This is a genomic window from Arcticibacter sp. MXS-1 (assembly GCF_041902385.1).
Classification (GTDB): domain Bacteria; phylum Bacteroidota; class Bacteroidia; order Sphingobacteriales; family Sphingobacteriaceae; genus Arcticibacter.
The window spans coordinates 505,725-526,733 of record NZ_CP169244.1; the positions used below are offsets into that span (position 1 = coordinate 505,725).

At 49.3% G+C, this 21,009-nt stretch carries 18 protein-coding genes and 1 other RNA gene; 17 read left to right on the forward strand and 2 right to left on the reverse strand.

The window, feature by feature from the left end; translation table 11 throughout:
• Window positions 1-38: 38 nt before the first annotated feature.
• The 14 genes from ACES2C_RS02010 (at window position 39) to ACES2C_RS02075 (ending at window position 15,014) form a co-directional block, all read left to right on the forward strand.
• Window positions 39-245 (forward strand): RNA-binding S4 domain-containing protein, encoded by a 207-nt coding sequence (locus ACES2C_RS02010; RefSeq protein WP_374165355.1) that lies wholly within the window; start codon window positions 39-41, stop codon window positions 243-245.
• A gap of 2 nt (window positions 246-247) precedes the next feature.
• Window positions 248-1,312 (forward strand): 3-dehydroquinate synthase, encoded by a 1,065-nt coding sequence (gene aroB / locus ACES2C_RS02015; protein WP_374166893.1) that lies wholly within the window; start codon window positions 248-250, stop codon window positions 1,310-1,312.
• Between the two features lie 719 nt (window positions 1,313-2,031).
• Window positions 2,032-2,862, forward strand: a complete 831-nt coding sequence (locus ACES2C_RS02020) for a prephenate dehydratase (RefSeq protein WP_374165356.1) — start codon at window positions 2,032-2,034, stop codon at window positions 2,860-2,862.
• 278 nt (window positions 2,863-3,140) lie between these two features.
• Window positions 3,141-4,250: a chorismate mutase gene (locus ACES2C_RS02025; RefSeq protein WP_374165357.1), complete on the forward strand. Its 1,110-nt coding sequence runs from the start codon at window positions 3,141-3,143 to the stop codon at window positions 4,248-4,250.
• Window positions 4,237-5,514: a 3-phosphoshikimate 1-carboxyvinyltransferase gene (aroA, locus tag ACES2C_RS02030; RefSeq protein ID WP_374165358.1), complete on the forward strand. Its 1,278-nt coding sequence runs from the start codon at window positions 4,237-4,239 to the stop codon at window positions 5,512-5,514. Before ACES2C_RS02025 ends, aroA begins: the two co-directional genes overlap by 14 nt.
• 507 nt (window positions 5,515-6,021) lie before the next feature.
• Window positions 6,022-7,113 carry a chorismate synthase gene (aroC, locus tag ACES2C_RS02035; protein WP_374165359.1) on the forward strand — a complete coding sequence of 364 codons (1,092 nt, stop codon included), beginning with the start codon at window positions 6,022-6,024 and terminating at the stop codon, window positions 7,111-7,113.
• A 1,049-nt stretch (window positions 7,114-8,162) separates the two neighbouring features.
• A complete protein-coding gene (locus ACES2C_RS02040; RefSeq protein ID WP_374165360.1) occupies window positions 8,163-8,735 on the forward strand; it encodes a TetR/AcrR family transcriptional regulator in 573 nt (190 codons plus the stop codon).
• Between the two features lie 103 nt (window positions 8,736-8,838).
• Window positions 8,839-9,816, forward strand: a complete 978-nt coding sequence (locus ACES2C_RS02045; RefSeq protein ID WP_374165361.1) for a TolC family protein — start codon at window positions 8,839-8,841, stop codon at window positions 9,814-9,816.
• Window positions 9,813-10,124: a hypothetical protein gene (locus ACES2C_RS02050; protein ID WP_374165362.1), complete on the forward strand. Its 312-nt coding sequence runs from the start codon at window positions 9,813-9,815 to the stop codon at window positions 10,122-10,124. Before ACES2C_RS02045 ends, ACES2C_RS02050 begins: the two co-directional genes overlap by 4 nt.
• Window positions 10,125-10,164: 40 nt before the next feature.
• Window positions 10,165-11,064 (forward strand): HlyD family secretion protein, encoded by a 900-nt coding sequence (locus ACES2C_RS02055; RefSeq protein ID WP_374165363.1) that lies wholly within the window; start codon window positions 10,165-10,167, stop codon window positions 11,062-11,064.
• The gene (locus ACES2C_RS02060; RefSeq protein ID WP_374165364.1) at window positions 11,061-12,014 is read left to right on the forward strand and encodes an ABC transporter ATP-binding protein; all 954 of its coding nucleotides are present in this window, start codon (window positions 11,061-11,063) and stop codon (window positions 12,012-12,014) included. Before ACES2C_RS02055 ends, ACES2C_RS02060 begins: the two co-directional genes overlap by 4 nt.
• Complete coding sequence (locus ACES2C_RS02065; protein ID WP_374165365.1) at window positions 12,001-12,753, forward strand: ABC transporter ATP-binding protein; 753 nt, start codon at window positions 12,001-12,003, stop codon at window positions 12,751-12,753. Before ACES2C_RS02060 ends, ACES2C_RS02065 begins: the two co-directional genes overlap by 14 nt.
• The gene (locus ACES2C_RS02070) at window positions 12,704-13,879 is read left to right on the forward strand and encodes an ABC transporter permease (protein WP_374165366.1); all 1,176 of its coding nucleotides are present in this window, start codon (window positions 12,704-12,706) and stop codon (window positions 13,877-13,879) included. The genes ACES2C_RS02065 and ACES2C_RS02070 overlap by 50 nt, the downstream gene beginning before the upstream one ends.
• 16 nt (window positions 13,880-13,895) lie before the next feature.
• On the forward strand, window positions 13,896-15,014 hold the full coding sequence (locus tag ACES2C_RS02075; RefSeq protein WP_374165367.1) for an ABC transporter permease: 1,119 nt from the start codon (window positions 13,896-13,898) through the stop codon (window positions 15,012-15,014).
• A 445-nt stretch (window positions 15,015-15,459) separates the two neighbouring features.
• On the opposite strand, the gene ACES2C_RS02080 is transcribed toward ACES2C_RS02075, so the two are convergent.
• Both ACES2C_RS02080 and ACES2C_RS02085 read right to left on the reverse strand, forming a co-directional pair.
• The gene (locus ACES2C_RS02080) at window positions 15,460-15,672 is read right to left on the reverse strand and encodes a hypothetical protein (RefSeq protein WP_374165368.1); all 213 of its coding nucleotides are present in this window, start codon (window positions 15,670-15,672) and stop codon (window positions 15,460-15,462) included.
• Between the two features lie 599 nt (window positions 15,673-16,271).
• A complete protein-coding gene (locus tag ACES2C_RS02085; protein ID WP_374165369.1) occupies window positions 16,272-18,674 on the reverse strand; it encodes a thiamine pyrophosphate-dependent enzyme in 2,403 nt (800 codons plus the stop codon).
• 165 nt (window positions 18,675-18,839) lie between these two features.
• Between ACES2C_RS02085 and ACES2C_RS02090 the strand changes: the two genes are divergently transcribed.
• The 3 genes from ACES2C_RS02090 to ssrA all read left to right on the forward strand — a co-directional run bounded on the left by ACES2C_RS02090 (window position 18,840) and on the right by ssrA (window position 20,918).
• Window positions 18,840-19,229, forward strand: a complete 390-nt coding sequence (locus ACES2C_RS02090; RefSeq protein ID WP_374165370.1) for a DUF1573 domain-containing protein — start codon at window positions 18,840-18,842, stop codon at window positions 19,227-19,229.
• Window positions 19,230-19,292: 63 nt separating this feature from the next.
• Complete coding sequence (locus ACES2C_RS02095; protein WP_374165371.1) at window positions 19,293-20,546, forward strand: pyridoxal phosphate-dependent aminotransferase; 1,254 nt, start codon at window positions 19,293-19,295, stop codon at window positions 20,544-20,546.
• Window positions 20,547-20,551: 5 nt separating this feature from the next.
• Window positions 20,552-20,918: a transfer-messenger RNA gene (ssrA, locus tag ACES2C_RS02100) on the forward strand.
• Window positions 20,919-21,009 lie beyond the last annotated feature (91 nt).

The following is a 21,009-nucleotide window of genomic DNA, read 5'->3' on the forward strand; positions in this document are numbered from 1 at the left end:
TATGAAAAATTGAACTTGATTTTATGTAGGTTTGTCGTATGATAGAATTTCATCTGGTCGGAGAGTTTATTCCGCTGATCCAGTTGCTGAAGGCCACCAACGTGGTACAGACAGGAGGTGAAGCACAGATCGTGGTGTCAGAGGGGGAGGTTAAATGCAACGGAGAAGTGGAATACAGAAAGCGTCTGAAAGTGAAAAGAGGCGACATTGTGGAGTTTGACCGGCATAAGATTATCGTTAAATAGTGATGCAGCCCATACAGAGTAACGGATATGCTGTTTTCTTTGATGACAGCCTGAAGCAACTAAAAAAACTGCTTGACGAGTCGCAGTATTCAAAGGTCTTTTTTCTCACCGACCTCAACACCTCGCAGCATTGTATGCCGCTGATCGGCAAATACCTGCCTGATCTGGAAGACTACGACATTATTGAAGTGGATCCGGGCGAGGAAAATAAAAACATTGATTATTGCATTGGCGTATGGCGTATGCTGCTCGACTTTGGCGCCGACCGCAATAGCCTTCTCATTAATCTTGGCGGGGGTGTCGTTACCGATATGGGAGGCTTCGCCGCTTCCACTTTTAAGCGCGGCATCGATTTCATACAGATCCCTACCACCCTGCTTTCGCAGGTAGATGCTTCAGTTGGGGGTAAGACGGGCATTGACCTGGGCAGCATCAAGAACATCATCGGCACCTTTGCCCAGCCTAAGGCGGTGATCATCTCTGCCGAATTCCTGAAAACCCTGGATGAGCGTCAGCTGCGCTCCGGCTTTGCTGAAATCATTAAACACGGCCTCATTGCCGATCGCGATTATTACTACCGGATTCAGCAGGTACCCCTGGAAAATATGCCTGCTGAAATAGTCTACCGCTCTGTTGAGATCAAAAATCAGGTGGTAACCGCTGATCCATTTGAGAAGGGGCTTCGCAAGACGCTGAACTTTGGACATACCATCGGGCATGCCGTGGAAACGTATTCGCTGATGAACTACAGCAATCCGCTCCTTCACGGGGAAGCGATTGCTGTGGGCATGATCTGCGAGGCGTATCTTTCGTTTAAACATAATAACCTGAGCGAACAGGAGCTGCAGGAGATTGTGGCCTATATCCGTTCGGTGTATACTGACTATCCCTTAAAGACCGCTTCTTACGACGAAGTGCTTGAATTTATGCGCAACGATAAGAAGAACACCAATGGCAATATCGGTTTTGCACTGCTGAAGACCATTGGAGCGTGCGATTACAATATTTATCTGAGCGAAGAACAGATTGTGGAGAGCCTCGATTATTATCGTTCTATAACGGTCTAGCGAGAGCTCTGTTGCCGGTGCGTGGTCATTGGCAACAGCAGGTTGTTCCTTGCCAGGGGGCCGGTATTTTGAAAAAGTGCCGATCTTTATTGAAAGAACATTTAGCCGAATTCATCCTCCCTTGCGAGCGCAGCTCCTGAGTATTTGTTGTGAACGTCTTTTTGCCATTAAATGGCCACATAGATCCTTAAGGACCTTCATCCCCTTTTTGTGCGAACAGCTCATGAATATTTTCGTCGAAGGCCTATTGCTTTAAGTCGAAGGCCTATTGCTTTAATAAGAGGATTAATTGTTTTAAAAGGGCCAAATGGGATCTTAACTAAGTTTAAAAGTCGCCGATAACACTCAGCCAGATTCAGTGCCGTTCTGTGAGCACCGCGCCTTAATGTTCTTTATAAAGAATCTTCATTTTATTGGCATAATCAACGGTTTAAGTATCTAAATGAAATTACCTCGCTATGTTTCGAAGCCGTAAAGAAGATTTAATCAGCTCCTGGTCCGTTTAGGAATGCACAATTCACGAATGTTTTTTCTTTTTCTCTTGACAGTTAATTTTATACGCGTATATTTGGTTTCGTTAAGCAACAGAATGACAAACATCAGCACATATTGGTTCGGTTACTTTTACTACTTTAGGTAAAAGCCGGGACTGATATGTTTTGACTCAAGAAACTGATATATAAAGTCCCGGCACACAAAGCCGGGACTTTTTTTTGACCATGAACAAGAAAAGAGTAGCTATTCAGGGCATCAGGGCCTCCTTCCACGAAGAAGCAGCGTTAAAATTCTTTGGAGATGACATCGAGACGATCGAGTGCAATTCCTTTAAACAAACCTGCGACGCCTTACGCGGGAAGAAGGCAGACTACGTGGTGATGGCCATTGAGAATTCCATCGCCGGAAGTCTCCTGCCAAATTATGCCCTGCTGCGCGACTACCGCTTTTCGATCATCGGCGAGGTGTACCTGAGGATCCAGCTTCACCTGCTGGCACTTCCGGGAGTGAAGTTTGAGCAGATCAAAAACGTAGAATCGCACCCCATTGCCATCAGGCAATGCATTGACTTCTTCGACGAGTACCCCCACCTCAACGTAAAGGAGAGTACCGACACGGCTGCCTGCGCCAAGCGCATCAGGGAGGAGCAGCTGACAGATACGGTAGCTATTGCCAACCAGCTGGCGGCTAAACTGTACGACCTGGAGATCCTGGAACGCAGGATTGAATCGAACAAAAAGAACTATACGCGTTTCCTGATCCTCACCGATCATAAGGAAACGGACATTCCGGAAGCGAACAAGGCTTCGCTTTCTTTCCAGACCACCAATGAAGTTGGCTCTCTGGCTCATGTGCTCAACATCTTTGCCGAGCATGAGGTGAACCTGAGCAAGATCCAGTCGATGCCTGTACTGGGCAGACGCAACGAGTACAACTTCTATGTGGATGTGGAATGGCAGGACGTGGCGAAATACCAGGCCGCCATCAGCAAGGTACTGAGGCATACCGTAAACTTCACCCTCATGGGTGAATACCTTAAAAACGAACGGGTTTGAGGACTTAGGTGAGGGTGGCGGGTTGTGTGTCGTGAGTAATAAGTAGTAAGTGGTAAGTAGTAAGTGGTAAGTGGTAAGTAGTAAGTGGTAAGTAATAAGTAATAAGTAATAAGTAGTAAGTAATATAGTTAAGCTGATAGCCGACAGCCGACAGCCGATAGCCGACAGCCGATAGCCAACAGCTGATAGCCGACAGCCAACAGCCGACAGCTGATAGCTGATAGCCGATAGCCAACAGCCAATCGCCGATAGCTTTTAATAACAATCATATTTATAGTATGAAATTGAATCTCAACATTGAACCATTGGATACATGGTTGAAGCCCTCTCACCAGCCGCTGGTGATTGCTGGCCCCTGCAGCGCAGAAACAGAAGAACAACTTCTCGCTACAGCTGATCTTCTAGCTAAAACAGGTAAAATTTCTGTCCTGCGGGCTGGCATCTGGAAACCGCGAACCCGTCCGGGTGAGTTTGAAGGTATTGGCAGCATCGGGCTCGAATGGCTCAGAAAGGCAAAACATGCTACGGGCCTGCCCATTACGGTGGAAGTAGCCACCGGCAAGCATGTGGAAGAGGCTTTAGCTGCTGGAGTGGACATTTTATGGGTAGGTGCGCGTTCAACTGTGAACCCTTTTACTGTTCAGGAAATTGCGGATGCGCTGAAAGGGGTCGATATCCCGGTGATGGTAAAGAACCCGGTAAATCCCGACCTTTCTCTTTGGATCGGTGCCCTTGAGCGTATTAATAATGCGGGCATCACCAAGCTGGCGGCTATTTCACGCGGCTTTTCTTCTTATGAGAAGTCGGCGTTCAGGAATGAACCGATGTGGGAACTGACTATCCAGCTCAAGACGCTTTGTCCGCAATTGCCCGTGATCTGCGATCCAAGTCATATCTGCGGAAACCGCGAGCTGATTCCTTACATTTCTCAGAAGGCGCTCGATTTGGAAATGAACGGGCTAATGATCGAGTCGCATATCGATCCTTCTGTTGCATGGACAGACGCCAAGCAGCAGCTCACGCCTTCTGCCCTGTCTGACCTGATTGATCACCTGACCATTCGTCAGCCTCAACCGGTGAACCCGGTGGTCTCTGATAAGCTGGCTGAACTGCGCAAGCAGATCGACAAAATTGATGACCTGCTCATTCAAAAGCTGGCAGAACGTATGTCGATCGTGGAAAAGATCGGGGAATATAAACGAGATAACGATATCACCATCCTTCAGTTAAACCGATGGGATGAGATCATAAAAAAACGTGCGAGCTTTGGCAAGGCACTGAAACTGGATGAAGAGTTTACGACGAAGATGCTGGAGCTCATCCACGCGGAATCTATCCGCAGGCAGACGGAGATCATGAACGCTAAAAGTCCGGTTGCAGAAAAATGAGCGGAGAAAAAATAACGCTCTCGGGCCCCCGGATAGCGTTGACTGCACCATTGAGCTAACTGGCTCCAAAAGTGAAAGTAACCGGGCCCTGATCCTTAACGCTCTGAGCGGCGGAACTGTAGAGGTGCACAACCTTTCGTCGGCTCACGATACCGTCTTGATGCAGCGAAGCCTGGAGCTGGCGGCTGAATCGGCTTCTTCGCTGAGCAGAGAGCAGACGCCGGTGCTGATAGATATCGGCCCTGCCGGTACTGCCATGCGTTTCCTTTCGGCTTATTTTGCCGTATCGGGAACCTCGGCTATCCTCACTGGTACAGAGCGCATGAAACAGCGTCCTATCGGCATCCTGGTAACGGCCCTCCGCGAGCTCGGTGCCCGCATTGATTATACTGAAAAGGAGGGCTACCCTCCTCTTCGCTTCCACACGGGATTTCTGCAGCTAAGCAGTGTAATACGCATCAAGGGTGATGTCAGCTCCCAATATCTTACCGCCCTGCTCCTGGTAGCAGCCAATATGCCCCACGGTCTGGAACTTCAGATTGAGGGTGAACTTACCTCGCGCCCCTACGTGGAAATGACGCTGGCACTGCTGGCAGAGTGCGGGATCGCTCACCAATGGGTCGGGAGTACGATATCTATCGAGCCCCAGGAGTATTCAAAAGCAGTGATCAATGTGGAGCCCGATTGGAGTGCAGCTTCTTATTGGTACTCGATCGCGGCTTTGTCTGAAAAGGCAGAGATCACGCTCCCCTGGCTAAAACAAAACAGCCTGCAGGGCGACAGCCGGATCAGCGGAATCATGAAGGCCTTTGGGGTGGAAACTTCTTTCTACGAGGGTGGGATCCGGATAACAAAAGCAGGTCAGGGGTCACGTGAGGGCTTTTTTGATCTGAAGGACTGTCCCGATCTGGCTCAGACCGTAATTGTGTGCAGTGCCGCCCTCGGCCACGAAGCAACGTTCACCGGGCTGGAGACCTTGAAGATCAAGGAAACCGACCGGATTACCGCCCTTCAGAACGAGCTGTCGAAGATTGGCGTGCGCCTGATCGAAGAGAATGAACTGTACCGGCTCGATTGCTCGGGCCTGCATTTCCCGCCGAGAGTGAACATCGCCACCTACGAAGATCACCGAATGGCAATGGCTTTTGCCCCCCTCGCATTGAAGGTGCCTCAGGTGGTCATTGAAGAGCCGATGGTGGTAGCCAAGTCTTACCCCTCGTTCTGGGATGACCTGAAGAAAGCGGGCTTTGGAATTGGGTTGTGAGTCTTTGAGTTGTAAGTGGTAAGTGGTAAGTTATGAGTGGGGAGTGGCGAGTTGTAGCGGATTTGCGGGTTGTGGGTTGTGGGTTGCAGGTGGCTGATTGCTGCTGATTGCTAATTACTGATTGCCGATTGTCGATTGCTGATTGCTAATTACTGATCGCTGATTGCCGATTGCTAATTGCTAATTATCGGGTTGAGGTATTAGTATTGAGTATTGAGATAATAGAATCCGGTATTTAGATACACGCAACCGAGTTCTCAAATGCGCAATAAATCCCTTAACAAACAACAGAGATAGCGCACAACCCCGAAGACAACTTGAAACTTACTACTTACAACTTAAGACTTATAACTCACTACTTAAAGGCTTACAACTTAAAACTTACTACTTACAACTCAAACACTTATAACTTATAACTTACTACTTACAACCCGAAGGCTTACTACTTAAAACTTACTACTTACAACTCAAAGACTTACAACTCAAAGACATACAACTTATAGCAGCATGGCAGGAAATAGCTTCGGACAACTATTCAGGATTACCACCTTCGGCGAGTCGCATGGAGCGGCAGTGGGGGTGATCATTGATGGCTGTCCTCCCAACATCGAAATTGACGAAGAGTTCATTCAGAGCGAGCTGGACAAGCGGAAGCCTGGCCAGTCGCGCATCACCACCCAGCGGAAGGAAAGCGATACCGCTCAGATCCTCTCGGGCGTATTTGAAGGCAAGAGTACGGGGACCCCGCTTGCGATCGTGATCCCTAATGAGGACCAGCGCTCTAAAGACTATGACCATAACAAGGACATCTTCCGCCCTTCTCATGCCGACTATACCTATCAGGCCAAGTACGGCATCCGCGACCATCGTGGGGGCGGACGGTCATCAGCCAGAGAAACAGCTGCACGGGTGGCAGCGGGCGCTGTAGCGAAGCTCTTTCTCAGGCAACAGGGCATCGAAGTCTTCGCTCACGTCTCTTCGGCGGGCAAAATAGATGCTCCAAATCTATCTTCTGACGATCTCGCCAGTCTTCTTGAAATCCGCGAAAGTAATATCGTACGCTGTGCCGATCCTGCTACCGCCAATGAAATGATCGAGATGATCGACGGCATCCGTAAACAGGGCGACACGGTCGGAGGAAAGATCTCCTGCCTGATCCGCAATTGTCCGGTGGGACTTGGTGAGCCTGTGTTCGACAAGCTGCATGCCGATCTGGGCAAGGCGATGTTGAGCATTAACGCCGTCCATGGCTTCGAGTACGGCTCAGGTTTTGCAGGCTCGGAAATGAAGGGTTCAGAGCATAACGACATTTTTCAGCCCGCCGAGGGCGACAAGGGCATTACGACCCTCACTAATTTCTCCGGAGGCATCCAGGGCGGGATATCTAACGGCATGGACATCATGTTCAGAGTCGCCTTTAAGCCCATTGCCACGATCATGCAAAGTCAGCAGACCATCGACGCGGAAGGGAACTCAGCTGAAATAAAGGGCAAGGGCCGGCATGACCCCTGCGTAGTCCCCCGCGCCGTTCCCATAGTGGAAGCCATGGCAGCGCTTGTCATCGCAGACCACCTGCTGAGGCAGAAAGCAATCAGATAGCGTTCCGCTATCTGATTGCTTTCTGCCGGCTATTAGCAGTTGGGTGCCGGTAGTTGGCAGTTAGCGGTTACGGCGACTCTCAATGCGTAGAAGCGCGTGAACGTAACAAAAGTAGCTTGAGGACCTTCGGCCGCTTTCAAACACAGACGCTGTAACGAAAGAGCTTTAAACCCAAAAAGGCAACCACTAACAGCTAAATGCCAATAACCGTTGCTTGGCCCAACTTTAGCTTCCCGATCCGGCAGGAGCCAACAACCGCTAACAGCTAAATGCCAATAGCCAAAGCCAATTAGTTTGCAGCTAACTTTAGCTTCTCGATCCCGGCAGAAGCCAACAAACGCTAACAGCTAAATGTAATAGCCGTTACTTGGCCCCAAACTCTAGCTTCTCGATCCCGGCAGAAGCCAACAAACGCTAACAGCTAAATGCCAATAGCCGTTGCTTGGCCCCCAACTCTAGCTTCTCGATCCCGGCAGAAGCCAACAAACGCTAACAGCTAAATGTAATAGCCGTTACTTGGCCCCAAACTCTAGCTTCTCGATCCCGGCAGAAGCCAACAACCGCTAACAGCTAAATGCCAATAGCCGTTACTTTGCCCCCAACTCTAGCTTCTCGATCCCGATAGAAGCCAACAAACGCTAACAGCTAAATGCCAATAGCCGTTACTTGGCCCCAAACTCTAGCTTCTCGATGCCGCAGAAGCCAACAACCGCTAACAGCTAAATGCCAATAGCCAAAAGCCAATTAGTTTGCAGCCAACTTTAACTTCTCGTTCCTGGTGCAACACGACAAAAGAAACTTCGCAAGAAGAAATAGACTACCGCTGACATAACAGACTAAAGGGATCTCTCCTAATCCAAACCCAAACCGCGCGCAAAAAAACTCGCAAAGATTGCAAGCTCAATCGCCCAACAACCAATTGACAATTGCCAACGGCCAAAAGCTAACAGCCAACAGCTAACAGCTAAAACTCGCTGGCCAACGCCAGCGAGTTTTAATCATTTGATTAAATAAGAAAAACTTCTTTATCTTTGTAGAAACATTAGCAGATGGCAGTGGCAAAGGGTTCAAAAGAAACGTCAACAGAGGAGAAGATCAAAGAAGCGGCACGTAAGGTTTTTACCACGAAGGGCTATGCGGCTACACGGACGCGCGACATTGCTGAAGAAGCAGGCATCAACCTGGCGCTTTTAAATTATTACTTCCGGAGCAAGGAAAAGCTCTTTACTATTATCATGCTCGAGAGTCTTCAGCACTTTATGCAGGGGATCAGGGGAGTTCTGAACGATGAGACGACCAGCCTGGAAGAGAAAATTGCTCTTATCGTTGATACCTACACCGACATGCTGATTGACAGGCCAGACCTGCCTCTCTTCATCCTCAGCGAAATCAGATCCAATCCCGACGAACTGCTGAGCAATATGGGAATCAGGGGCTTCATATTCAACTCCAATTTCATGAAGCAATACCAGGAATACGCGCGAGAAAACAATAAGCAGCCGATCCCCCCTCCAACTGATCATGACCATCATCGGGATGACGGTATTTCCTTTTATCGCAAGCCCGCTGATCCAGAAGCTGGGGGACCTGGACCCGAAAGGCTTTCATACCCTTCTGATTGAGCGCAAAAAGACCCTCCCCAAATGGATTAAAGCGATAATGGACTGTACTTAAAATTTTTTGCAACCACGTTAATCACATGATTAAACAAAATGATAAAAACAAATGAATAACCACAAACAACTTTATGTGAGGCTCATAGTCGCAGTAACAGTCAGCATTCAGCCATCTGCAGCTCGTTGTCAGCAAGAGCCTCACCTCCGGTTAGACGACTGCTACCGGCAGGCGCGGGAGAACTATCCACTTGTTAAACAGCAATCGCTGATCAGAAGAAGCAATGAGTTCTCGCTGGCGAATATCTCGAAGGGGAACCTCCCTCAGCTTAGCATCGCCGGGCAGGCAAGCTATCAGTCGGACGTAACAAAGCTTCCTGTGCAGCTGCCCGGGGTCAGTATTCCGACGCTAGACCAAGACCAATACAAACTGTACGGGGAAGTGAATCAGCCCTTGACCGATCTAATCACCGTGCGCCATCAGAAAGAGCTCCAGGAGGCGAACAGCCGCAGTCAGGAGCAGAATCTGGAGGTTGAGCTGTTCAAGATCCGTGAGCGCATCAACCAGCTGTTCTTCGGTATACTATTGCTTGATGAACAACTCAGGCAGAACACCATCACGAAAAAAGACATTGCAGCAGGCATCAATAAAGTGACTGCGGCTATCAGGAACGGCACGGAATTCAGGAGCAGCCTCGATAAGCTGAGCGCAGAAATGCTGAGAGCAAAACAAAGGGACATTGAGCTGCAGTCAGGACGGCAGGCGTACGTACAAATGCTGGGAGCCTTTATAAACAAGCGCCTGAGTGATTCCGTACAGCTGGAGAAGCCGAGCGAACCAGCTCTCAACAACCGGCTCGACCGGCCCGAGCTGAAGGCATTCAGCCTTCAAAAACAGGTACTCGACGTCCAAAACAAACTGATCGATACCAGAGCCCTGCCAAAATTTTCGCTCCTTGTGCAGGGAGGACTTGGCAGGCCCTCACCCGTCAATATGTTGAGCAGAGATCTGTCGGGCTTCTATATCGGCGGCCTGCGTTTGGGATGGTCGCTTTCCAACTTATACACGCTCCGGAAAGAAAAAAGTTGAATGCCATTGGTCAGGATCAGCTCAGCGTGCAAGAGGAAACGTTTGTCTTCAACATCAGGCAGTCCTTAACCCAGCAGAAGGCAGAAATTTCCAGGCTGAACGATCTCATCAGCACGGATATGGAAATAGTACGGCTAAGAACGTCCATCAAACAGGCGGCCAGTGCGCAGCTCGACAACGGAGTGATCACTGTGAATGACTATGTAAAGGAGATTAATGCAGAAGATCAGGCCCGGCAAACCGCATCACTTCATCAGATCCAGTTATTAATGGCTGAGTACAGCTATAATACCATCTCGGGGAATTAAATCACAAATAAAAGCTTGCAATACTAAAGATCACATCACAATGAACAGATATCCGCATATCCTACTGAGCCTTGCCATTACCATTATGGCCGGGTGTAAGGGACAAAACGACTATGACGCCTCAGGGACATTTGAAACAGAGGAAACTATAATCTCTGCCGAGGCCTCCGGTACACTCCAGGCGTTCAGTGTTGAGGAGGGGCAAAACTTAAAAAAGGGGACCCAGGTGGGTTACATTGACACCATTCAGCTATCCCTGCGCAAGAAGCAGCTGGAAAGTCAGATAGAGGCGACCCTTTCGCAGCTCCCCGACCGGGAGGCACAGCTTGCCGCTCTTCAAACTCAGCTAAAAACCGCCACCAGGGAAAGGAACAGAATGCGAAACCTGGTAGAGGCCGATGCGGCCACAAGGAAGCAGCTGGATGACGCAGAAGCTCAGGTAGATCTGGTGAAGGACCAGATAAAGGCACTGCGATCTTCCCTCAGCGTCAGCACGACCAGTATCAGACGGCAGACCTCTCCGCTTGAAGTGCAAATTGAACAGATCAACGACCAGATCGCCAAGAGCAGAATTGTGAACCCTGTGACCGGCACGGTATTAAGCACCTATGCGGAGCCCAAAGAGGTAACAGGTGTGGGCAAGCCACTGTACAAAATCGCTGATCTATCCAGCCTTATCCTTCGTGCTTATGTTACCGGCGATCAGTTGCCGGCGATCAGGCTAGGCCAACAGGTGACAGTGCTAACAGATGAAAAGGGCGGCGAATACCGGAAACACAGCGGCTCCGTTGTCTGGATCAGTGATAAGGCAGAGTTTACACCCAAGACCATTCAGACAAAAGACGAACGTGCAAACCTAGTATACGCAGTAAAGATCCGCGTAAAGAACGACGGCTATCTGAAGATTGGAATGTATGGTGAAGTAAAACTGAAACAATGAATGCAGTAACAGCCGCAGAGCTGACCAAAAGCTACGGAAAAGAAAACATCCGGGCGGTGGACCAGGTCTCTTTCGATGTACAAAAAGGTGAGTTGTTCGGACTCATAGGTCCCGACGGCGCCGGCAAAACCTCCATCTTCAGGATGCTGACCACCTTAATATTGCCCGAAAGCGGCTCGGCAACTGTAGATGGTCTTGATGTAGTAAAAGACTATAAGGAGATCAGGCGGCGCGTAGGCTACATGCCCGGCCGGTTCTCGCTCTATCAGGATCTCACCATCGAAGAAAACCTTCAATTCTTCGCTACGGTCTTTGGGACAACCGTCAGGGAAAACTACGATCTGATACGCGACATCTATGTGCAGATTGAACCATTTAAAAAGCGACGCGCAGGCAAACTGTCAGGAGGCATGAAACAAAAGCTGGCCCTCTGTTGCGCGCTGATCCACAAGCCTACTGTTCTCTTCCTTGACGAACCGACTACGGGGGTGGATCCCGTATCCAGGAAAGAATTCTGGGAAATGCTGAAAAGGCTGAAAGAGCAGGAAATCACCATCGTGGTATCAACCCCCTATATGGATGAGGCTACCCAATGCGATCGTATTGCCCTTATGCAGGCGGGCCGCATCCTCTCTATCAACCAGCCAGATGCAATCACCGCTTCTTATCCGGGAAACATATATGCAGTACGCCATCCCCGCATGTACCATCTTATCAGGGAGCTGGAAATGTATCCCCAGTCGATCGGAGCGTACGCTTTTGGAGAAGCGATGCATCTTGCCCTCCCCTCCGAAAAGGAAGAAAGAGTGCGCAGCCGGGATATCAGCGACATCGAAGGCTACCTGAAGAAAAGAGGCTTTGACGGTGCTGCGGTAACACCGGTGGACCCAACCATAGAAGACTGCTTTATTGCACTATTGTCAGGAGGGAGAAAAAATGAAGAAAAATAGAGACGTATCAATCAGGGCCGAAAAGCTAAGCAAGCACTTTGCTCATTTCGTAGCCGTCGACCAGATCACGTTCAACGTATACAAGGGTGAGATCTTTGGATTTCTGGGTGCCAACGGGGCCGGCAAGACCACTGCAATGAGAATGCTTTGCGGGCTTTCAACTCCTACCTCAGGCCAAGCCGAAATTGCAGGGTTTGACGTGTATAAGAACGCGGAAGACATTAAGCGCAGCATCGGCTACATGAGCCAGAAGTTCTCGCTCTATGAAGACCTGACGGTGATTGAGAACGTCCGCTTCTTTGGGGGTATTTACGGGCTCAGCGACCGGCAACTGAAAGCGAAAAGTGAAGAGCTCATCGCAGATCTTGGCTTAGAAACCCACACTAAAAAGCTTGTCGCGTCCCTCCCGCTGGGCTGGAAGCAGAAACTTGCCTTTTCGGTAGCCATCATCCACGAGCCCGAGATCGTATTTCTCGACGAGCCGACCGGCGGAGTTGATCCGCTGACGCGACGACAGTTCTGGAATCTGATCTATGAGGCAGCGGAGCGCGGAATTACCGTATTTGTGACCACCCACTACATGGATGAAGCCGAGTATTGCAACAGGATCTCGATCATGGTCGATGGCATGATTAAAGCTTTAGACACACCTGCCGGCCTCAAGAAGGCGTTCGGGTTCAATACGATGGATGACGTTTTTTATCAGCTGGCGCGGGGAGCACAGCGCGGCGACCAATAAAAGAACTGACTATGGAATATCAATCACAATTTTTTCTTTCGTCAGGAAGGAGTTTTACCACGTTATGCGTGACAGGAAGACGCTGCTTATCCTTTTCGGGATGCCCGTTGTTCAGATCCTGATCTTCGGCTTTGCTCTCACCAACGAAGTGAAGAACTCGCGGATAGCGATAGCGGACTATGCCAGAGACCGGGCATCACAGGAAATCACCGGCCGCATTTCGGCCAGCCGATACTTCGATATACAGAAGAACCTTTTCCACCCGGACGAACTCGCGGCAGCGTTTAAGTCGGGTCAGATCAGAATGGCCATCATCTTCCCTGAACGGTTTAATCAGGATCTTCTTCATCAGAATAAGGCCCAGATACAGCTCATCGCCGACGCCTCTGACCCCAACACCGCTAATACGCTGATCAACTATGCATCTTCGATCATCGGCGACTACCAGCAAGACATGAGCAGCGGCCAGGCTCCGCCCTATACCATCCGGCCGGAAGTCAGGATGTTGTATAACCCGCAGCTCAAAGGTGCTCACTCTTTCGTACCGGGCGTCATGGCGCTCATCCTGATGCTGGTATGCGTCATGATGACAGCAATTTCCATTGTGAAGGAGAAAGAAACCGGGACCATGGAGATACTGCTGGTATCTCCATTCAAGCCTGTTTTAGTGATCATCGCAAAAACAGTCCCCTATCTCCTGTTATCGCTCATCAACGTGTCTTCTATCCTGCTGGTCAGCACGCTGGTGCTCGACGTACCATTAAACGGCAGTATCCTTCTCCTTTTTGCTGAAAGCGCACTCTATATCATCACTTGCCTGAGTCTGGGTATTCTGATCTCGATCGCCACGTCAACGCAGCAGGCAGCAATGACCATTTCGCTCATGGGCATGCTTTTACCTACCGTAATGTTCAGTGGCTTTATGTTCCCCATTGAAAACATGCCCAAGGCATTACAGCTGCTATCCAATATAGTGCCGGCCAAGTGGTACTATGTCATCGTAAAATCGATCATGATCAAAGGGCTCGGCATATCAGCCCTATGGAAAGAGACCCTGATCCTGACGGCCATGACTGCCTTTTTTCTCGGACTAAGTTTAAAGAACTTCAAAACACGCTTAAGCTGATAAACACCAAAGAACTATGCGCACCATCAAATTCTTACTGCAAAAGGAATTCAGACAGATCCTTCGAAATAAAACGATCAGGATGATGATCTTTGCGATGCCCGTTGCTCAGCTCCTCGTGATCCCCCTGGCAGCCGACTACGAGGTAAAAAACATCAATCTTGCCGTAGTTGATCACGACCGCTCTCCCCTGACGCAAAAACTAATTACCGACATCACTGCGTCTGATTACTTCAGATTAACCAGCTACAGCAGTTCCTTTGATGAAGCATTTCAGCTGATAAAGCAGGACGAAGCCGACCTGATACTTGAGATACCGGCCGGCTTTGAAAGGAACCTCATCAGAGAAAGCAGTGAAAAACTCTTCCTCGCCTCAAACGCGATCAACGGCGTAAAAGCAGGTCTGGGTACCGCTTACTTAGGCTCAATCATCCGCAGGTTTAATGAAAAAATCCGTATCCAGCTCATGCAGTCTGAAAGGTCTAACCAGCAGCCCGAGATTGACATCCGCTCATCTAACTGGTTTAACCCCAACATGAACTATCACGTCTTCATGGTACCCGGCATCCTCGCTATACTCGTCACCATGGTCGGGGGTTTCCTGTCGGCCCTCAACATTGTAAAAGAAAAGGAAGTCGGCACCATGGAGCAGATTAATGTAACACCGATAAAGAAGCACCACTTCATCATCGGCAAGCTGATCCCTTTCTGGGTGCTGGGAAATGTGATCTTCACGATTGGGCTTCTGATTGCCTGGCTGGCCTATGGCATCGTACCTGCAGGAAACCTCCTGGTGCTCTATTCATGCATTGCGGTATATCTCCTTGCCCTGCTTGGCTTCGGCTTGCTCATATCGACCTTTTGCGAAACACAGCAGCAAGCCATGCTGGTCATGTTCTTTTTTATGATGATCTTCATCCTGATGGGAGGTCTGTATACATCAATAGAAAGCATGCCCGAGTGGGCTCAGGTAATTACCTGGTTTAACCCGGCCCGCTACCTGATCGAAGTAATGCGGATGGTGATCCTCAAAGGCAGCGGATTCAGGGATATTCTCCCCCATCTCATCAAGCTATCGGTATTCACTGTCGTGCTCAATAGCTGGGCAATACTGAATTATCGAAAAACAAGCTAACTCAGGCGGGGGGCTTCCCTCTAATGCGGAGGTAATTTCTCCTCCGCTAACATCGCCAAGGGCTGGAACGCACTGCCTGGAATGGGCTGCGCCGCAGAAGCCTCACCCTCCGGCTCTCCTGACGTTCCTATGCCCGCTATTAAAGACGAATTTATCCGACTCGTCATGACGCAGTCGCGGGCGTACCTCCCGTGACCCTCATTCCAGAATGATCAAAGACCTCTCCCGGGCAGGTGAAATTCAGGAACGATTAAGCACCGGATCAGAACCGCCTCGACTCGGTGCAGACTCGGTGCTGAGTCGGTCCTGACTCGGTCCTGAGTCGGTTCTGTCCATAACAGGGCCCGCGCATTTCTGGGGTTTGTCTGCACCTTGTCTCGTCACGAAACAGGTGATGCCTCGTCCTAAATCGGCTATACGGATTATTAGATTAATAGTAAATAAGCTATACAGGGTAAGATGTTATTTCCGCCTCCCGGGTACTCACCCCCGACTCAATAGCCCGCAACACACTCCGCTTTTCCGACGGCCTGTAAATCCGCCTTTTCCCCGCCTGATACTCCTGCGAGCTGTGCCCTTTCATCCATTCGCTTAATCTTCCCTTGGTCATTCCATACCTGGCCAGCACTTCTCTGCAGGTAAGGGCTTCTTCTACCATTTTACGATCTCTTTTATCAACCGTTTATGAATGGCTGATTTCCGCTTTCACGCTGAACAAACGTCTCTTTCTTTTCCACACACTGTTTTTTGGTCTATAGTTTTTTAGGAATGGACATGAAGCCTGGCATTGAAAAAACAGCAAAATCAGTCGCAGGAGCTCCCGCAAACTGCTGATGAAAGAATTTCATAAACGATAAGATGGGAAGCTTAAGGCAGGACGGCATAAGCGGGATCCGCAGCCGGAATGAAAAGTCTGTTAAAGGTTCTTTGGTTCTGCAGAAAAGCAGACAATTTTTGTGAAATAAATAAGTGGTATACGAGAGACCAGCTATTCCTACCAGGCTTACAAAAAAGAAGGCTGTCTCAAACTGAGCTCAGCCTTCTTTTTTGTTGTTGTGATTCCAATCATCAACCTTGGTGACGAGATATTTTATACGTGCAGCCGCCTTTCATCGAAAAGAGTTCGTCGCGCTGCTGCTCAAAGACACTTTAAGACCGCGCGCGGCTATATCTAAAGGCCGGTGCGGCTAAACAATCTGCCGTTTCTACTGGCCGACCTGAGCGAAGAGGCGGCAGCTCTCAGCTTACGATCGCCTGCTAAAAGATAGCAGGGAAACGTCCGGGATCTGCCTCGTTCATCACTTCGTAGACTGCTTCAACCAGGTCGTCTACCGAAGGCTTGGTGAAATAGTCGCCATCCGATCCGTAAGGAGGGCGGTGTTCTTTGGCCGTTATTGTTTTCGGTGCGCTGTCAAGGTGGAAGTATCCTTTCTGCTTTTCCAAGATCTGCTGCAGGATGAAAGCAGAAGCCCCTCCCGGCACATCTTCGTCGGCAACAATCAGCTTATTAGTCTTTTTGAGCGAGTCGGCGCAGACATGGTTGAGATCAAAGGGATGCAGGGTTTGCGGATCGACTATTTCGACCGAGATCCCCATCTTCTCAAGTTCATCCGCCGCTTCTTCAACGATACGGAGAGTGGAGCCATAAGTAACGACAGTGATATCGCTGCCTTCCCTCACAACCTCTGCATGGCCGAGTGGCACCGTAAATTCTCCTACATTGTTGGGAAGCCGTTCCTTCAGCCGGTACCCGTTGAGGCACTCGATCATGAGAGCAGGCTCATCTGCACGCAGCAGCGTATTATAGAGACCGGCAGCCTGAGTCATATTACGGGGTACGCAAATGTGAACCCCGCGCATGATGCCCAGGATCATGGCCATTGGAGACCCTGAATGCCATACTCCTTCAAGACGGTGCCCGCGTGTACGAACGATCAAAGGAGCCTTTTGTCCGGCTTTAGTACGGTAACTAAGACTGGCCAGATCGTCACTGATCACATTAATTCCGTAGAGGAGATAATCGACGTACTGAATCTCGGCGATCGGTCTGAGCCCGCGGAGAGCGAGGCCGATACCCTGACCAATAATGGTACTTTCCCGGATGCCTGTATCTCCCACCCGCAGCTTGCCGTATTTTGCCTGAAGTCCTGCGAAGCCCTGGTTCACGTCGCCGATGCTTCCAACGTCCTCACCAAAAGCGATGATACGCGGATCGCGACTGATGTTGGCGTCAAAGCAGGCGTTCAGAATTTCACGTCCATCCACCAGCTTTGCCTCCTCGTCATATACCGCGGGAACGACCCCAATGCGTGAAGGTGCTTCCAGTGAATCTGTAAAAAGCTTTGAGTGATACCGCTCGCTGTTCAGTTCAACCTGAGTCTGATACCATCGGATAAGCGCGTTACGGTCAGACGAATTGTTGCCTGCCAGCAGGCGCAGCACCTTTCGCACGCATTCCATGATATCACGACGAGTCACCTCGCTCAACGATCTGAGCTGGGCCGTCAATGCCCTTACCTCTTCACTTTGAAAAGGCTCAAGCAGCTCGATCGCTTCACGCGCCTCGTTCTTCAATACCGTCTGGAAGTCATTCCATGCTTCCTTTCGGCAGTTTCGTACATATTCTTTCGCCTTGTTTTCGATCTCCGACAGCTCCTCTGTGGTGGCAATGGCCGACTCGATCATCCACTTCCTCATTTGAACCAGGCAATCGTACTCCAGCTCCCAGTCGAGCCGTTCGCGACTTTTGTAGCGTTCGTGCGAGCCTGAGGTGGAATGTCCCTGCGGCTGCGTGATCTCGTGAACGTGGATCATCACAGGAATATGCTGCTCCCGGCAGATCTTGATGGCTTTCTCGTAGGTCTCGCAAAGTCCGGGGTAGTCCCAGCCCTTTACCTTGAATATTTCAAATCCCTCGCCCTTTTCGTCGCGCTGGAAGCCTTTGAGAATTTCAGAAATATCCTGTTTTGTTGTTTGCAGTTCGGCCGGCACTGAAATGGCATATGCATCATCCCAGACGGAGATAGCCATCGGGATCTGCATGACGCCTGCCGCATTAATTGCTTCAAAAAACACGCCCTCAGAAGTAGCTCCGTTTCCAATAGTACCGAAAGCCACTTCGTTTCCATTTACGGAAAAGTGGGTAAGATACTTCAGATCGGGATTTTCGCGATATAGCTTTGAAGCCTGCGCAAGGCCCACCAGACGGGCCATCTGACCGCCAGTGGTGGAAATATCGGATGATGTGTTTTTGGTTTTGGTTTGATCCTTCCAGCTTCCATCTTCATTTAGGAGACGTGTGGCGTAGTGGCAATTCATTTGCCTTCCGCCCGAAGAAGGATCTTTTGTGACATCAGTATTGGCGTACAACTGCGCGAAAAACTCGGTAATAGTAGCCATACCTGTCGCAAACATAAAGGTCTGGTCGCGGTAATAGCCCGACCGCCAGTCTCCATTTTTGAAGGCTTTCGCCATTGCCACCTGCGCTACTTCCTTCCCGTCCCCAAAAATGCCAAACTTGGCCTTCCCGGTTAACACTTCCTTGCGGCCCAGTAGACTGGCCTGCCGACTCTCATAACAAATCCGGTAATCATCGATCACGATCTGTTTGAAGTCTTCGAAGCTTAACTCGGAAACATCGAACTCATTTGTAACTTTCATTTAAACTGATCTATCGTCTGTGCAACGGCCAAAATTAACAAAATGCGCTAATAATCGAACCAATGAAACTTTAAGTTTGTTCTTACGTAAAAACATACGCATTATTTTTAAAAGCGCCAAATACTTAATAACTTTACAAATATTTATTTTAAACAAACACAGAAGATGAAAAGATTCATGACTTTATGTGCGGCAATTCTGGGATTTACCTTGATGACAGCGTTACGTGCAGACCAGCAGCCGGAATTTAAGTTTGAAAAAGAAACGAACGACTTTGGGAAGATTCCGCAGGGCAAGCCTGTGAGCTACGAATTCAAATTTAACAATATAGGCGAGCAGCCCCTGATCATCAGCGACGTTCAGTCAAGCTGCGGATGTACCGTTCCTAAGTACACCAGCACTCCTGTGAAAAAGGGAGAAACAGGTGTAATTTCTGTTACCTTTAATGCCGCCGCCCCCGGCTCATTTAACAAACTCCTTACCATTAAATCAAATGCGAAAACCCCGGTGAAGTATTTGTACATTAAGGGAGAGGTCGTAACGGATTCGAAATAAGACAAACGATTAAAAGAACGAAAAACCTCTCTGAAACCAGAGAGGTTTTTTATTTTTGCAGCCATGCCAAAAATTTCAAGTAAAGGAGTTGGAATGCCCGCTTCTCCGATCCGTAAGCTTACACCTTACGCAGAACAGGCAAAACAACAGGGGAAGAAGGTATACCACCTCAACATCGGCCAACCTGATATTGAGACTCCTGAAGTGATGATGAACGCAATCCGTTCAGTCGACTTTGACGTATGGGCGTATACACAGTCGGAAGGAACCGAATCGTACCGTAAAAAACTAGCCGACTATTATAACCGCGCAGGCTACAAGGTAAGTGCCGACGATATTCTGGTCACGTGCGGCGCATCTGAGGCCATCGTAATCGCCATGCAGAGCTGTCTCGATCCGGGTGACGAGATCATCATTCCGGAACCATTCTACGCCAACTACAGTGCGTTTGCATGGATGAGCAGCGCTGTGATCAAACCCGTGCTATCATTTATTGAAACAGGCTTCGCTCTCCCTCCGGTCAGCGAATTTGAAAAGCTGATCACCGAAAAGACAAAGGCGATCTTTATCTGCAATCCAAACAATCCCTCTGGCTATCTCTATTCCTACGAAGAGCTGGTGGAACTGAAAAAACTGTGCCTGAAGTACGACCTCTATCTCTTCGCAGACGAAGCTTACCGCGAGTTTTGCTACGACGGTCAGAAGTTCTATTCGCCCATGCACCTCGAGGGTATTGATGAGAACGTGATTGTCTTTGACAGCATTTCGAAACGCTATAGTGCCTGCGGGGCACGGATCGGATGCTTTGTAACGAGGAACAAAAAGGTACTTTCCACTGCCCTTAAGTTCGCACAGGCCAGACTCAGTCCCGGTATGGTCGACCAGATCGCCGCTGAGGCAGGTACAGATACCCCGGAGTCTTACTTCGAAGAGGTAAATAAAGAGTACACTGAACGGCGCGACTTTCTGGTGGCTTCATTGAACAAGATGGAAGGGGTGTTTTGTCCCAATCCAAAAGGAGCATTCTACGTAGTGGCGAGACTCCCCGTAGATGACAGTGAAAAGTTCTGCCAGTGGATCCTGGAAGAGTTCTCGCATGACAATGAGACAGTAATGATTGCTCCCGCGGCAGGTTTCTACTGTACAGAGGGTGCTGGCAGAGATGAAGTACGTCTGGCATACGTTTTGAACAAAGAAGAATTGACGAAAGCAATGATTTGTCTGGAAAAAGCGTTACTCTTGTATCCCGGCCGGGTGGTCAGGAAAGAAACGGAGGCGCGAAAGCTCATTGCCGAAGAATCAAAGAACATAAATTAACATACGGGCCCGACCGGAATTGACAGGATGGCAGCAGGTATGTAAGCATGCAGCGCATTGTGAGTATAGCGCTCTAATCTGAACTCTCAAACTATAATTGGCGAAAATAACTACGCCTTAGCTGCCTAATTTAGAATTAGCTCAGCTTTTGTCCCGCTGGTATTCTGTTTCGTTAAATCAGCATACGGGGCATCGATCAACGAAACTGGTCTGGTTAAGGTGCGATAACCGGACGAGATAAAGCACCTAAGGAAGACGGTACAGGCAATCGGCCAGCCTTCCCCTTCCCGACAATTAAATGGCAGATAAGCATGTAGAAAGCATAATTTGTTCCATATCTGGACGAGGGTTCGAATCCCTCCGGGTCCACAACCGAGACAGAAAAAAGCCGCCTCAGAGTATTCTGAAGGCGGCTTTTTCTTGAAGTGTATTTACTCTTTAAGGGCGGGGAAGAACACTCAAT

Coding starts and splice junctions, on each gene's coding strand:
- ACES2C_RS02010 (WP_374165355.1), top strand. CDS start 39: ATGATAGAATTTCATCTGGTCGGAGAGTTTATTCCGCTGATCCAGTTG.
- aroB (WP_374166893.1), top strand. CDS start 248: ATGCAGCCCATACAGAGTAACGGATATGCTGTTTTCTTTGATGACAGC.
- ACES2C_RS02020 (WP_374165356.1), top strand. CDS start 2,032: ATGAACAAGAAAAGAGTAGCTATTCAGGGCATCAGGGCCTCCTTCCAC.
- ACES2C_RS02025 (WP_374165357.1), top strand. CDS start 3,141: ATGAAATTGAATCTCAACATTGAACCATTGGATACATGGTTGAAGCCC.
- aroC (WP_374165359.1), top strand. CDS start 6,022: ATGGCAGGAAATAGCTTCGGACAACTATTCAGGATTACCACCTTCGGC.
- ACES2C_RS02040 (WP_374165360.1), top strand. CDS start 8,163: ATGGCAGTGGCAAAGGGTTCAAAAGAAACGTCAACAGAGGAGAAGATC.
- ACES2C_RS02045 (WP_374165361.1), top strand. CDS start 8,839: ATGAATAACCACAAACAACTTTATGTGAGGCTCATAGTCGCAGTAACA.
- ACES2C_RS02055 (WP_374165363.1), top strand. CDS start 10,165: ATGAACAGATATCCGCATATCCTACTGAGCCTTGCCATTACCATTATG.
- ACES2C_RS02060 (WP_374165364.1), top strand. CDS start 11,061: ATGAATGCAGTAACAGCCGCAGAGCTGACCAAAAGCTACGGAAAAGAA.
- ACES2C_RS02065 (WP_374165365.1), top strand. CDS start 12,001: ATGAAGAAAAATAGAGACGTATCAATCAGGGCCGAAAAGCTAAGCAAG.
- ACES2C_RS02070 (WP_374165366.1), top strand. CDS start 12,704: ATGACGTTTTTTATCAGCTGGCGCGGGGAGCACAGCGCGGCGACCAAT.
- ACES2C_RS02075 (WP_374165367.1), top strand. CDS start 13,896: ATGCGCACCATCAAATTCTTACTGCAAAAGGAATTCAGACAGATCCTT.
- ACES2C_RS02080 (WP_374165368.1), bottom strand. CDS start 15,672: ATGGTAGAAGAAGCCCTTACCTGCAGAGAAGTGCTGGCCAGGTATGGA.
- ACES2C_RS02085 (WP_374165369.1), bottom strand. CDS start 18,674: ATGAAAGTTACAAATGAGTTCGATGTTTCCGAGTTAAGCTTCGAAGAC.
- ACES2C_RS02090 (WP_374165370.1), top strand. CDS start 18,840: ATGAAAAGATTCATGACTTTATGTGCGGCAATTCTGGGATTTACCTTG.
- ACES2C_RS02095 (WP_374165371.1), top strand. CDS start 19,293: ATGCCAAAAATTTCAAGTAAAGGAGTTGGAATGCCCGCTTCTCCGATC.